13 protein-coding genes are annotated in these 13,112 nt (G+C 66.7%); 8 read left to right on the forward strand and 5 right to left on the reverse strand.

Going from position 1 to position 13,112, the window contains the following annotated elements; genetic code table 11:
- From A5650_RS10090 to A5650_RS10110, 5 genes are all read left to right on the forward strand, one after another.
- Positions 1–780 (forward strand): SDR family NAD(P)-dependent oxidoreductase, encoded by a 780-nt coding sequence (locus tag A5650_RS10090; protein ID WP_067289910.1) that lies wholly within the window; start codon positions 1–3, stop codon positions 778–780.
- A gap of 100 nt (positions 781–880) precedes the next feature.
- On the forward strand, positions 881–2,008 hold the full coding sequence (locus A5650_RS10095; protein ID WP_067289913.1) for an LLM class flavin-dependent oxidoreductase: 1,128 nt from the start codon (positions 881–883) through the stop codon (positions 2,006–2,008).
- Positions 2,005–3,174 (forward strand): sulfotransferase family protein, encoded by a 1,170-nt coding sequence (locus tag A5650_RS10100; protein WP_067289916.1) that lies wholly within the window; start codon positions 2,005–2,007, stop codon positions 3,172–3,174. The genes A5650_RS10095 and A5650_RS10100 overlap by 4 nt, the downstream gene beginning before the upstream one ends.
- A complete protein-coding gene (locus tag A5650_RS10105) occupies positions 3,119–3,943 on the forward strand; it encodes a sugar phosphate isomerase/epimerase family protein (RefSeq protein WP_067289920.1) in 825 nt (274 codons plus the stop codon). Before A5650_RS10100 ends, A5650_RS10105 begins: the two co-directional genes overlap by 56 nt.
- Before the next feature lie 9 nt (positions 3,944–3,952).
- A complete protein-coding gene (locus A5650_RS10110) occupies positions 3,953–5,161 on the forward strand; it encodes a DUF1214 domain-containing protein (protein WP_067289924.1) in 1,209 nt (402 codons plus the stop codon).
- Positions 5,162–5,168: 7 nt separating this feature from the next.
- Here the strand turns inward: A5650_RS10110 and A5650_RS10115 are convergent, their stop codons facing one another.
- From A5650_RS10115 to A5650_RS10135, 5 genes are all read right to left on the reverse strand, one after another.
- On the reverse strand, positions 5,169–5,570 hold the full coding sequence (locus tag A5650_RS10115) for a hypothetical protein (protein WP_067289927.1): 402 nt from the start codon (positions 5,568–5,570) through the stop codon (positions 5,169–5,171).
- Positions 5,571–5,672: 102 nt separating this feature from the next.
- Entirely contained in the window at positions 5,673–7,061 is a 1,389-nt protein-coding gene (locus A5650_RS10120; protein WP_231992589.1) for a cytochrome P450, read from the reverse strand.
- A gap of 40 nt (positions 7,062–7,101) precedes the next feature.
- Entirely contained in the window at positions 7,102–7,293 is a 192-nt protein-coding gene (locus tag A5650_RS10125; protein ID WP_064397030.1) for a ferredoxin, read from the reverse strand.
- 18 nt (positions 7,294–7,311) lie between these two features.
- Positions 7,312–8,172, reverse strand: coding sequence for a mycofactocin-coupled SDR family oxidoreductase (locus tag A5650_RS10130; RefSeq protein ID WP_067289931.1), 861 nt, complete (start codon positions 8,170–8,172; stop codon positions 7,312–7,314).
- Between the two features lie 30 nt (positions 8,173–8,202).
- Complete coding sequence (locus A5650_RS10135) at positions 8,203–8,901, reverse strand: SDR family NAD(P)-dependent oxidoreductase (protein WP_067289933.1); 699 nt, start codon at positions 8,899–8,901, stop codon at positions 8,203–8,205.
- Between the two features lie 312 nt (positions 8,902–9,213).
- On the opposite strand from A5650_RS10135, the gene A5650_RS10140 reads away from it, so the two are divergent.
- The 3 genes from A5650_RS10140 to A5650_RS10150 are packed head-to-tail and all read left to right on the forward strand — an operon-like array spanning position 9,214 to position 13,105.
- Complete coding sequence (locus tag A5650_RS10140; RefSeq protein ID WP_067290022.1) at positions 9,214–10,707, forward strand: aldehyde dehydrogenase family protein; 1,494 nt, start codon at positions 9,214–9,216, stop codon at positions 10,705–10,707.
- Positions 10,704–11,912, forward strand: a complete 1,209-nt coding sequence (locus A5650_RS10145; RefSeq protein ID WP_067289938.1) for a CaiB/BaiF CoA transferase family protein — start codon at positions 10,704–10,706, stop codon at positions 11,910–11,912. The genes A5650_RS10140 and A5650_RS10145 overlap by 4 nt, the downstream gene beginning before the upstream one ends.
- Before the next feature lie 17 nt (positions 11,913–11,929).
- Positions 11,930–13,105 carry a Zn-ribbon domain-containing OB-fold protein gene (locus tag A5650_RS10150; protein ID WP_067289940.1) on the forward strand — a complete coding sequence of 392 codons (1,176 nt, stop codon included), beginning with the start codon at positions 11,930–11,932 and terminating at the stop codon, positions 13,103–13,105.
- Positions 13,106–13,112: the final 7 nt, after the last annotated feature.

A 13,112-nucleotide genomic window follows, 5' to 3' on the forward strand; every position in this document is an offset into this window, starting at 1 on the left:
GTGTCGTGTGACGGCAAAGTCGCCCTGGTGACCGGGTGCAGCCGGGGGCTCGGCAAGGCCATCGCGCAGCGGCTGGCGCGCGAAGGTGCCACGGTGGCGCTGACCGCCCGCACCCTTGAGCCCGACCCGAAATACCAAGGCTCACTGCGCCAGACGCTCGAGGAAATCGAGACCGCGGGCGGATCGGCGATCGCGGTGGCGGCCGATCTGTCCGACAGCGAGCAGCGCGCCCGAATGTTCGGCGAGGTGGTCGACCGGATCGGCGCACCCGACATCCTGGTGAACAACGCCGCGGTGACGTTCCTGCGGCCACTCGACGAATTCCCCGAGCGCCGGGTCCTGCTGATGATGGAGATGCACGTCATGGCGCCACTGCATCTCACGCAGATGGCCATCCCGGCGATGCGCGAACGCGGGCGCGGTTGGGTGCTGAACGTGACCTCGGTGGGCGGCGACCTCCCCGACGGGCCGCCCTTCTCGGAGTTCGACCGCACTGCCGGCTTCGGCGTGTACGGCACGGTCAAGGCGGCGTTGAACCGGCTGACGAAAAGCCTTGCGGCCGAGCTCTACGACGACGGCATTGCCGTCAACGCCGCCGCGCCCACCAATCCGGTCGCCACCGAGGGCGCCGGTGCGCTCGACCTGGCCAAGACCGACACCGAGGACATCTCGCTGATCACCGAGACGGCGTTCCAGTTGTGCACCGGCGATCCGAAGACCCTGACCGGTTGCATCGCCCACACCCAGTCGTTCCTCGCCGAGACGGGCGGCGGCTCGTGATGAGGGCGTCACTTCTCCCCGCGAGCAGACGCAAACCTGCCCATTTTCGCGCCGATTGCGGCAGTTTTACGTCTGCTCGCCGGGAAAACAGGACCTCGGCATGAGGGTTCAGCCCGCCGCGTACCTGCGCACCACGCTGCCGCTGGACCTGTCGATGCTGGGCGATCTCGACAGCGGGCGCTACCACTCGATCTGGATGCCCGATCACATGGTCAGCTTCTGGCCCGACTCGATCTGGACGCCCGAGTTCACCGACCTGGCAACGGTTTCGCCGTCGCCGCACCGTCACCTGGACGCCATGGCGGTCGCGGCCGCCGCCGCGGTGCTGACGAAGAACGTGCCGCTGGCGACCAGCGTCGTCGACACGGTCCGTCGGCACCCGTCGCTGCTTGCGCAGAGCGCGCTGACCATCGACCACCTCGCCGCCGGGCGGTTCATCCTCGGCCTCGGCAGCGGAGAGACCGAGAACACGGTGCCGTACGGCTTCGACTTCACCGCGCCGGTCAGCCGCTTCGAGGAGGCGCTGCAGGTCATCCGGCTGCTGTGGGAGAGCGACGGCCCAGTCGATTTCGACGGCCGGTTCTACCGGCTGCGCCACGCCCGGCTCGACACCGAACCCTACGCCGGACGTTTCCCGCGGATCTGGATCGGCGGCAGCGGCCCGCGCACGCTCGACATCGTCGGTCGCTACGCCGACGGATGGTGGCCGACCGGCGCGTGGTCACCGGAGGACTACGCCGAAAAGCTCGCCGTCGTCAAGCTTTCCGCGGAGAAGGCCGGCCGGGACCCGTCGGCGATCACGCCGTGTTTCATCCAGGTGTGCCTGGTGGGCCGCGACGACGCCGCGCTGGCCGAGATCCTCGAGGCGCCGCTGGTCAAGTCGTTCCTGCTGCAGGTGTCGGCCGAGGTGCTGCGCAAGGTCGGCTTCGCACATCCGATGGGGGAGGGCTGGCGCGGATACCAGGACATCGATCCGGCGGTACTCACCCGCGAGCGCATCGTCGACTTCCTCGATCGGGTCGAACCGGAGATGATCCTGGCGATGGTCCCGCACGGCACGCCGAAACAGCTCGCCGGTGTCATCAAGGACTACGTCGACGCGGGATTACGCGTACCCAAGATCATGGATTACGGCGCCATGGCGGGCGTGCGATACACCGCCCAGTCGGCGCAGAACGTACGGGAAGTCGAGGACGAGCTGATGGCTCTGTGCGGAGGCGTCGAGTGAGCGCGCCGCTGGTGGCGGCGGAGATACTGGCCCGCGCAGAGACCGAAACCGGGTTGGCCGACTACGGCGATCCGACGCTGCCGCAACGCTTCTCGCTGGTCGTCGATCATCTCAACGCGCTCGGGATGGACGACGACGGCAGGCGGCGTGCCGCCGAAGTGTGCCACTGGCTGCTCACCTCACGTCTGGAGTTCTTCGAGGACCGCGGGCGCCACCCGGTCGCCGAGGAGGTCATCGAGCGGCCCATGTTTGTCACCGGTGAGCCGCGGTCGGGCACCACACTGATGCACGCGCTGATGTCGGTCGACGCGGACTCCCGCGCGCTGCGGTTCTGGGAGGTGATGTATCCGTCGCCGCCGCCCGGAACCGTCGAGGGCGAGGATCCGCGTCGCGCACGGGCGGACGCGGACTGGCGCGAGATCAACACGAAGCTGCCGAAATGGCTGCACAGCCACCCGTACAACGACATGTTGGGCGACGGGTTGCCCGAAGACGAACGGACCTGGGCCTTCGACTTCCGGGTGCTGACCCCGACCGCATGGTGGCGCGTGCCGATGCAGACCGTCGTCGGCGGCCTACCCACCGACCCCGCCGCGCAGTACCGCATCCACAAGGCGATGCTGCAGCAGTTCCAGCACCGCCGGCCGCGCAAACGTTGGGTGCTCAAGGGGTTTCACGGGTTTCGGCTCGCCGAGCTGTTCGACGCCTATCCCGATGCCACCGTGATGTGGTTGCACCGCGACCCGGTACAGGTCGCGGCGTCGCGCACGATGATGATGGCCGACATCCTCGAGGGCATCGTCGGACCGGTCGACCTGCACGCCGCCGCGAAAATGCACCTCGCGCTGACCCGTGAGAGCATCGCCAACACCATGTCCAATCCGCTGGTCGACGATCCCCGCATCCTGCACGTGCGCTACATCGACTTCATCGCCGATCAGGTCGGCACCGTGCGCCGCTATTACGCGTTCTGTGGTCGAGAGTTGACCGCCGAGGCCGAGGCCGCGATGCGCACCTATCTGGCCGACAACCCGGGCGATCGGCACGGCAAGTTCCGCTACTCCACCACGCTGCTCACCGATATCGGCGAGGAGCTCGACGCACTGCACGATGAATTCCGTCCATTCCGAGAACGTTTCGGCGTACCGATCGAGAACCGGGGCTGAGGTGACCGACGAGCGGCTGTCGGTACACAGCGTGACGTTCTACGGGACGCCGCTGCGCGAACTGGCGGAGCACTGGCGTGCGCTCGGGGTGCGGCGCCTCAGCCTGATCGATTCGCAACTGAGCGAGTCGGAATTGCCGAAGATCGTTGCCGACGAGGGCTATTCGGTGGAGACCGTGTATCACCTGTTCTCGTCGAGCGATGCGCTGCTGCGGGTGATCGACGCCGCCCATGGCCTAGGCGCACGGGCGGTGTACATGCTGACCGGCGGGCGCAGCGAGCTCACCTGGGAACAGGCGGCGGACCGGTTCGGTGAGGGGGTGACGCCGTGCGTGCCGGTGGCCGAAGAGGCGCGCCTGACGCTGGCGATCGAGAATGCGTCCAGCCTGTACGCCGACATCCACATCGCGCATACCCTGCGCGACACGATCACCCTCGCCGAGGCGACGGGACTCGGTATCTGTATCGACCTGTTCCACTGCTGGGCGGAGGCGGACCTGACCGCGCTGGTGCAGCGCGCGCTGCCGCGGACCGTGGCGATCCAGTTGAGCGACTACGTCCTCGGCGACCGGGCCTTGCCCGCCCGGGCGGTACCCGGCGACGGGGCCATCCCGATCGCACCGTTCCTCGGGTCGGTCTTCGAATCTGGGTACGCGCACGGCTTCGACTTGGAACTGATCGGTCCGCGCATCGAAGAGGAAGGCCGCTTGGCGGCGGCGCGCCGGGCGTGTGACGTGGTATCGACGATGCTTGAAGACCTCGACGGCTAGGGGGCCCGCATGGCGTTCGGAGACGGCCCGGACGATGCCGCGCTGAAATCGGCGTGGGACGACTTCTGCGATCGGCTGAGGCAGGCAGGGGAGCGGGTCTTCAAGGATCACAACGGCACATCGGGCATCCATCGATCCGATGGTTTTCGCTTCCTCACCCAGAACCTCGGGCAGGCGTTCGATCTCGCGCTGGAGACGCGCAACACGCGATATCCGCAGATCCACACCTTCTCCCACCCGACCAGGAAGCTAGGCGGTGACTGTGCGGACTTTGTGTATGAACAAGCCTGGATCGACGGCACGTCAACCTACCGAATCACCGGTGAGCGCGGCACGGCGCCGTTTTTCAACATCACCGTGCAGGGGCCCCGCCCCGACGGCCCCGGCGTGCTCCACGAGCCGTTCGGCGACGTACCCGAGGCGAATCTATCTGGCGCGCAACTGAACACGCAACCCGACGGCACCTTCGAGGTCTACATCGGCGGACCGCAGCGAGAACCCAACTGGATACCCACGACACCCGCGTCGCGCAAGCTGTTCATCCGCCAGGGATTCGACCGATGGGAGGAGCGCCCGGCCCGGATGCGCATCGAACGCGTCGACATGGCCGAGCCCAGGCCGGTGCCGAGTTCCGCAGAGATGATCTCGGCCATCGAATGGGCGGGCGATTTCCTGTCCGGGGTGATGTCCGCCTGGCCGGAATTCCCGTTCACGTACGGCGGTGTCGACGCCGAGCAACCCAACCGGTTTCCCGACGTGACGGTGACCGGTGCCGACGCGAAACGCGGTCGCGCGGCGGTCAACATGCATTGGCGACTGGCGCCCGACGAATCGCTGATCGTCGAATTCGACGCGCACGACGGCCTGTGGATGCTGACCAACATGGGACCGTTCTTCACCAGCATGGATTACCTCTATCGCCCGGTGAGCTACACACCGAGCCGCACCGCGGTCGACTCGGACCGCAAGGTGCGCCTCGTGCTATCCCACGACGATCCCGGCTACCACAACTGGCTCGACACCCAGGGTTTCGAGCGGGGCAACCTCACCTACCGGCACATGCTGGTGGGTGAACCGGCGGCGCTGCGCACCCAACTGGTCAAGCGCGGCGATCTCGCCGACGCGCTACCGCCGGACACCGCGACCGTGACACCGGCCGAACGCATCGGGCAGATGTGGGCGCGGTTCAACGGAATTCGGCAGCGTTACGGCTGGTAGGAGGCGATCAGAGTCGCTGGAGTTTGAACGTCCAGAACTGCATGCCCGGTGGCCCGTTGAAACATCCGACGTCGTAATGGGACTCGATGGTACCGACCAGGGATATCTCATCCCAGGAGTACGTTTCGCGAGTTGGCAGCCGTTGACCTGGGCAGATCAAGCCGTCCGGGACGTCGACCGTCATGGTGTAGCGGCCGTCGGCCAGGTGCGCCTCTCCACCGTAGTAGGCGTAGAACTTCAGCCGTGGAGCGGCGCTGACTTTGACGCAGTCCGGCTGCTTGTCCGGCCAGCAGTTACTGACGAACCAGAACCACGACGCTTGTGTGTAGCGGTTGGTCTGCAGATCATAGTTGCCCAGCGGCATCATGGCCTGGGCCCGCTGTGGAGCGACGAGGCTCACGGCGATCATGAGCGCAGCCACTGCAACGAAGATCCTCAATCGGGTCACCGATTTCCTCCCATCACAAGCCCGGTGCTATCAAATCACCTCGCCGAGGCGCGCGAGCACGGTTCAGGTGATGACGGCGGCTTCCTTGCGCTCGGTGATCGGCCTGGCCAGTTCCTGTTCGTCGCAGATGCGCTGAAGCTTCTCCAACGTCTCGTCGAGGCCCGGACCGAGCGGCTTGCTGGGCGTGAAGGTGGCCGGAAGGTTGCGCATGCCCTGGATCACGCCGATCGTGTCGTAATGAACCGTGCCCTCGGGATCGCACACGTAGTCGGGCATCCGGTCCAGCACGGCGGTCAGCATGGACTTGAACACCGTCCGCGCTACGTTCGAACCCACACAGCGGTGCACCCCGATACCGAAACTGAAGTGCCGGTTGCCCTTCCGGTCGAGGATCACCTCGTTCGGCTTCTCGAACACCGAGGGGTCGCGGTTGGCCATCGCCCACGACAGCCAGAGCCGCTCGTACTGCTTGAACTGCTGGCCTTCGACCTCGACGTCCTCGGAGAAGGTCCGGCCGTCGCCGGGCGCCGGGGTGAAGAACCGTAGGAACTCTTCGGTTGCCGGGTGCAACAGCGAGTCGCGCTCGCGACTGAGCCGCTCCCGCTCGTCGGGGTGCTCACCGAGCCATTCGAGGGCGTGCGCGGTCAGTGCCGTGGTGGTGTCGAAACCGCCACCGATGATCAGCCCGAGGTTGCCGAGGATCTCCATGTCGGGGGCCGGTTCACCGTCGATGCGCAACTGCAACAGCGCATTCACCAGACCGGGCCGCGGATTCTCGCGGATCTCCATCATGTTGTTGATGAGGTCGATCCCCATCTCACGGTGCTGTTCGTTGATCTTCTCCCGCTCGGGAGCGTGCTCGGGCGTGTAGACCGAGGCGTGGGTCGGCTCGCTGTAGACGTTCCACTTCTTGAGGTCGATGCCCATCATGGCCAGCGTGAATACCGCGGGAACGACGTTGGCGAGGTCCTCGACGAAATCGATGCGGCCGGACTCGATGTGCTCGTCGAGTGCCGCGCGGGTGATCTCGTCGACGAACGGCTCCCAGCGTTTGATGGCCGCCGGCGACAGATACGGGTTGAGCGCTCCGCGGTAGGCGCTGTGTTCGGGCTCGTCCATCTCCAGGATGCCGCCGCGAACCACAGTGGCACGACTGGCCTTCGGGATCGTGATGCCCTGGAACGGTGTCTCACCGGTGATGTCGTGGTGGTTGGACACCGCGGGGCAGCGGGCCAGTTCGAATACATGCTTGCTGTCCGCGGCGACCCAGTGCCCGTCGTAGGTGTCCGTCCACGCCATCGGACACCGGGATTGCATCTCCTCGGTGATCTTCTCGAACTGCAGACGGTATTCGGGTGTGTGCCGGTCGAAGTGGTACCGGTTCTTCTTGCGGTCCCCCTCGTCGGCTCCGTTGGCTCTTCGCGCCAGCGGCTCATCGCTGTGGACAGTCACGGCGTGTCTCCTATTGCGTTTGCGCGGTGTGCGGACCGCGTCATTCGATGACGATGGCCTGTTCCGGACATGAGTGGGCCGCCTCCCGCACCAGGTCTTCCTGATCCGGGGGAACAACTTCGTTCACCGCCGACGCATGGCCGTCGACATCGTCGAGCTCGAACGAGTCGGGTGCGATCATCGCGCACAGGGTGTGACCCTGGCACCGCGTTCCGTCGACCGAAACTTTCACTCTCGCAACTCCTTACGCTCAGTTGTGGTAGTCGTACCACTTCAGGTAACCGCCGGCGTCGACGCGCAACTGCGCGCCGGTGACGAAGCGGGCTTCGTCCGAAGCAAGCCAGAGCACCGCGTTGCTGATGTCCTCGGGCTCGACCCACGGCACCTTCATGGCCTGCTGGACGTAGAACACTGGTTCGGCGTCCTTGAGCTCGGGCTTCTCCAGGTCGGGCCGGAAGGACCGGTACATCGGCTCGCTCTGCAACATGTTCGTGTTGCAGTTGGTGGGGTGCACGACGTTGGCCCGGATACCGCGTGGCGCCAGCTCGGTGGCGAGATCGTGGACGTAGGCCGACAGCGCGCGCTTGGAATGCACGTAGGCCATGCCGCCGGGGTCGTTGCCGGGATCGTTCTTCTGGTGGGTGTCCATCAGCGCGGCAGTGGAACCCGTCGCGATGATCGAGGCTCCCTCCTTGAGGTGCAGCAGCGACACCTGAATGGCGTTGATGGTCCCGATGAGGTTGGTGTTGATGACGTCGATCCAGGCCTGAAGCGGCGGTTGCCCTTTCATCCCCGCGACGCCGGCCTGCGCGACGACGATGTCGAGCCCGCCGAGCTGGGAGATGCCGTCCTCGAGGGCGGCCTTGAGCTGTGCGGCGTCGCGCACGTCCGCCTTGGCGGTGACCACGCGCTGGCCGGTCTTCTCGATGAACGCCGCGGTCTCCTCGAGATCCTCCGGCGAGGCCATGGGATAGCCGATGGTGTCGATGTTCTCGCAGAGGTCGACCGCGATGATGTCGGCGCCCTCCTCAGCCAGCCGCACCGCATGGCTGCGTCCCTGCCCACGCGCCGCACCCGTGACGAATGCGACCTTTCCCTGTACGCGTCCCACTGAGGATCCTTTCCTTATTACTTGTCGCCGCTACGTATTTCGGCCGCCGTTGACGCCCAAGATCTGTCCGGTGATGTAGCCCGCCTCATCGGAGACCAAGAACGCACACGCAGCCGCGATGTCCTCGGGCTTGCCGATGCGGCGCACCGGTGTCGAGTCGATGTTCTGCTGCACCACCAGATAGCCGCGCTCCTCGGACTTGCGCAGCATCGGAGTGTCGATGAATCCGGGCGGCACGGCGTTGACCGTGATTCCGCTGGGCCCGTACTCCAACGCGAGAGACTTGGTGAGCCCGTTGACCGCGGACTTGGCGGCCACATACGGGGCCATATAGGGCTGGCCGGAATGGGTGCTCGATGACGAGATGTTGACGATGCGACCCCACCCGGCCTCGATCATGTCGGGCAGGACGGCCTGGATGCAGTGAAAGACGCCGTTGAGGTTGACGTCTATGACACGCTGCCAGTCCTCGAATTTCAGATCGGTGAACCTCTTGAACTTCTCGAGCCCCGCGGCGTTCACGAGGACCGTGATAGGCCCGAGTTGCGCCCGGATGGCGTCGAGCGCCCCCTCGACCTGAGCGCGGTCCGTCACGTCGGCCGTATACGCCGAGTCGGCGTCCGACGGATTGATGTCGATGGTGGCCACGTGCATACCGTCGGCGCGCAGACGCTGCGCGACGGCCAGCCCGATGCCCGAACCGCCTCCCGTCACGACGGCGTTCTTCATGCCTCCGCCTCGGCCTCTGTCATCGTTCCCCGCGCGTGCACCATGCCATCAAGCCACGCCATCAAGAATCGTCCTTTCGATTATGAGAACCGTACTCTCGCCTCTTACAACTCCGCAAGACAGGTGGGTGTCGCGATTCGCACTGGTGAGACGTTCGGCGGCTGATTGTCGCACCGCTATTCCCAGGCAGTGGCGATTCCGATCATTTCCTTGAGTTCTCCCTGTGCGAATGTATGATTCGCCGGTGATGAGAATGGAGTTTCCATCACACTAGTCGGCCACCACAACGAAACCCCACGATTGAGGAGGATGATGCGGGAAGCGACCCTCATCTCGAGTGACGAAACCGCCGGATCCGCCGGCGTCGATCGCCGGTTGTTGATCGGCGGAGAACTGCTCGAGACCTCCCGGACGTTTCCTTCCGTCAATCCCGCCACCGGGGAAGTGCTCGGCCACGCGCCCGATGCCACCGTGGCCGATGCCGAAGCGGCGGTCGCGGCCGCGCGTCGCGCCTTCGACGAGACCGATTGGGCGACCAACACCGAGCTGCGGGTCCGCTGCCTCGAGCAGTTCCACCGAGCGCTCGTCGAGCACCGTGACGACCTCGCCGCGTTGACCATCGCTGAGGTCGGCGCCACCGAGGCGCTCTGCCAGGGTGCGCAGCTCGACCAGCCCATCGAGATCGTCCGGTACTACGCCGAGCTTCTGAAGACCTACCCGATGACCGAGGACCTCGGAAACATCGAAAGCCGCGGCATGCAGCACCATCGCTGGGTGGAGAAGGAAGCCGCGGGCGTGGTGGCCGCGATCATCGCCTACAACTACCCGAATCAGCTCGCGCTCGCGAAGCTGGCACCGGCGCTGGCCGCCGGCTGCACGGTGGTGCTGAAGTCGGCTCCGGACACTCCGCTGATCACGCTCGCGATCGGTGAGCTGATCGCCAACCACACCGACATCCCCGCCGGTGTGGTCAACGTGCTCAGCGGCGCCGATCCCGAGGTGGGCGCCACGTTGACCGCCAGCCCGGACGTCGACATGGTGACGTTCACCGGGTCGACCCCGACCGGCCGCCGAATCATGGCGGCGGCCAGCGAAACCCTGAAGAAGGTGTTCCTCGAACTCGGCGGCAAGTCAGCCGCGATCGTGCTCGACGACGCGGACTTCAACACCGCGGCGCTCTTCAGCGCGTTCTCGATGGTCACCCACGCCGGGCAGGGCTGTGCGCTGACGTCGCGACTGCTGGTGCCGCGCAAGCACCACGATGAGATCGTCGGGCTGATCAAGAACAACTTCGGGCTGGTGCGCCACGGCGATCCGGCCGACCCAGGGACCTACATGGGTCCGTTGATCAGCGAGAGGCAGCGCGACAAGGTCGACGGCATGGTCAGGGGTGCGGTCGAGGACGGTGCCACCCTGGTGACCGGCGGCGAGAAGGTCAACCCCGGCTTCTTCTACACACCGACGCTGTTGACCGACGTGGACCCCGACAGCGAGATCGCCCAGGAGGAGGTGTTCGGGCCGGTACTCGTCGTCATCGCCTACGACGACGACGATGACGCGGTCCGGATCGCCAACAACTCCATCTACGGGCTCTCCGGCGCCGTGTTCGGTAGCGAGGACCGCGCGCTCGCGGTCGCCCGGCGTATCCGCACGGGCACGTTCTCCATCAACGGCGGCAACTACTTCAGCCCCGACAGCCCGTTCGGGGGCTACAAGCAGTCGGGCATCGGCCGCGAGATGGGCAGGGCCGGTCTCGAGGAATTTCTGGAATCGAAGACGTTCGCAACGGTGGTGAGTGGCTCATGAGTGGACCGTTGGACGGGATCCGCGTCCTAGAGGTCGCGATGTATGGGTTCGTCCCATCCGCGGGGGCGGTTCTGCGGGAGTGGGGCGCCGACGTGGTCAAGGTCGAGCACGCGGTGACCGGCGACCCGCAGCGGGGGCTGCGGCAGACCGGCCTGCTGCGCGTCGAGGGCGATCCCAACCCCAACATCGAGCACGCCAACCGCGGGAAGCGAAGCATCGGCCTGGACATGTCGGTGCCCGAAGGCAAAGAGGTGTTGCTGGAACTGGCCCGTCGGGCCGACGTCTTCCTCACCAGCTTCCTGCCTGGGCACCGGCAGCGGTTCGGCATCGACGTCGACGACATCCGGGCGGTGAACCCGAACATCATCTACGCCAGGGGCAGCGCGCTGGGCCCGCGGGGCGAAGAATCCGTCAAGGGCGGCTACGACATGACCGCGTTCTGGTGCCGCGCCGGCACCGCCGCCACGATCACGCCGCCCGGCACGCCGGGCATGGTCGGCCCGCCGGGACCCGCCTACGGGGACACGATCTCGGGCACGAACCTCGCGGGTGGCATCGCCGCGGCGCTGCTCAAGCGAGAACGCACGGGGGAGCCTTCGGTCGTCGACGTGTCCCTGCTGGGCAGCGGGCTGTGGTCGCTCGGGCACACCGTCGCGCTGACAAAACACCTCGGTCAGCGCATGGAGGCCTTTCCGCCAGGGGTGCACGGCTCGCCGATCAACCCGCTCGTGGGGCTGTATCCGACGGCCGACGACCGCTACATCTCGTTCGTGATGATGCAGCCCACCAAGTTCTGGGCCGACGTCTGCAGGCACATGGACCTCGACGAACTCGCCGACGATCCGCGCTTCGCGACCGCGGAGTCCATCGCGGAGAACACCGAGACGGCGGCGGAGATCCTCAAGGAGGCGATGTCGAAGCGTCCGCTCGCCGAGTGGAGCGAGCGATTCGCCACCCTGCTAGGGCCCTGGGCGCCGGTGCAGGACACGCTGCAGGCCGTCGAGGACGCCCAGATCCGTGCCAACGAGTATCTGGTGCAGGCCGGCGAGCTCGAACTGGTTGCCAATCCGGTTCAGTTCGATGTCAGCGCACCCCGAACCGGACCCGCGCCAGGGTTCGCCGAGCAAACTGACGAAATATTGCTGGAACTCGGATTGGACTGGGACCGCATCATCGAGCTGAAGACGGCCGGCGCCGTCACCTAGAACCGGAAAGACAGCCCATGCCCTACGTCGCCTCGATCGGCACATACCTGCCGTGCTGGGGTGCGCCGCTGCACCGCGAGCCCGGTGACGACGAGGACGCGGTCACCCTTGCCGTCGAGGCGGGGCGGGCGGCGCTGATCGCCAGCGGGGGGGTTGAACGCGTGGTGTTGGTCAGCCGCGATCTGCCGCTGCTCGACAGCAGCAACGCGGCAGTGCTGTTGGCGGGTCTAGGGCTCGACCCCGAGCTCGAGGTCGACGAGCGGCTCGGTGGTGCACCCGCGACGCTGGACGCAATCAGTTCGGCGAGGCCGCGGACGCTGATCATCGGAACCGACCTGAATCCCGCGGGCGCGGCGGCGATCCTGACCGCGGAGCGGGGACTGCAGGTGCGCACCGCGGCCCGCGTGGCGCGCAGCCTTCCGGTGCGCACCCGCAAGGCGACCGGCGACGTGCACGACTACGGCGACCCCCGGCTGCTGCACGAACGGGGGCTCATCGCTTCCCTGGAGGCGGCGTGGCTGGACACCCCGGCCGCGCTCGCGGGGGTGGACCCGTCGTGGGCGGCCGAGCTGACGATCGGGGACCCGCCCCCGCTGCCGACCACCGGCGCGAGCGCCGGCCTGTTCGCGTTGGCCGGTATGGCCGAACGGAATTCGACCGGCCCGCTGGTAGCCGTCGAACAGGCGAGCCTGTCGGGGATCACGGTGACCGGCGGGGCCGCCGAGTTGCACCGGCGCGAGCCGGCCGCTCGCCCACAGCCCGACGGCACCGTCGTCGGTGACGCCCAGATCCCGATCTCCCTCGCAGCGTACGAGCGGGCGTTCGAGGCCAAGGTGCGCTGGGAGGCCGGCCGCCATCCCGGTTCCGGGGACCTCGACTTCCCACCTCGTTACCGATTGGCCGACAACTCCACGCTGTCCACCGGCTATGAGCTGATTCCGTTGCCGCGCACCGGAACCGTCTACACCGAGACGACGGTGCACATCCCGGTACCGGGCCTGCGCTCGCCGTACTCCCTGGTGATCGTCGAGCTCGACGGGGTCGGGGTGCGGGCGCTGGTGAAGGTGACGGGGGCCGAGCCGGGTTCGGTGGACATCGGCACCCGCGGCCGGCTGGCCTTGCGCCGTGTCGCCGTACGGTCCGGGGTTCCGGACTACGGTTACATGTTCGAGCCGGAGTCGGTGGCCGCATGAGGGTCGA

The sequence above is a fragment of the Mycobacterium sp. 1164985.4 genome, assembly GCF_001668575.1.
Classification (GTDB): domain Bacteria; phylum Actinomycetota; class Actinomycetes; order Mycobacteriales; family Mycobacteriaceae; genus Mycobacterium.

Coding starts and splice junctions, on each gene's coding strand:
- A5650_RS10095 (WP_067289913.1), top strand. CDS start 881: ATGAGGGTTCAGCCCGCCGCGTACCTGCGCACCACGCTGCCGCTGGAC.
- A5650_RS10105 (WP_067289920.1), top strand. CDS start 3,119: ATGAATTCCGTCCATTCCGAGAACGTTTCGGCGTACCGATCGAGAACC.
- A5650_RS10110 (WP_067289924.1), top strand. CDS start 3,953: ATGGCGTTCGGAGACGGCCCGGACGATGCCGCGCTGAAATCGGCGTGG.
- A5650_RS10115 (WP_067289927.1), bottom strand. CDS start 5,570: ATGATCGCCGTGAGCCTCGTCGCTCCACAGCGGGCCCAGGCCATGATG.
- A5650_RS10135 (WP_067289933.1), bottom strand. CDS start 8,901: ATGAAGAACGCCGTCGTGACGGGAGGCGGTTCGGGCATCGGGCTGGCC.
- A5650_RS10140 (WP_067290022.1), top strand. CDS start 9,214: ATGCGGGAAGCGACCCTCATCTCGAGTGACGAAACCGCCGGATCCGCC.
- A5650_RS10145 (WP_067289938.1), top strand. CDS start 10,704: ATGAGTGGACCGTTGGACGGGATCCGCGTCCTAGAGGTCGCGATGTAT.
- A5650_RS10150 (WP_067289940.1), top strand. CDS start 11,930: ATGCCCTACGTCGCCTCGATCGGCACATACCTGCCGTGCTGGGGTGCG.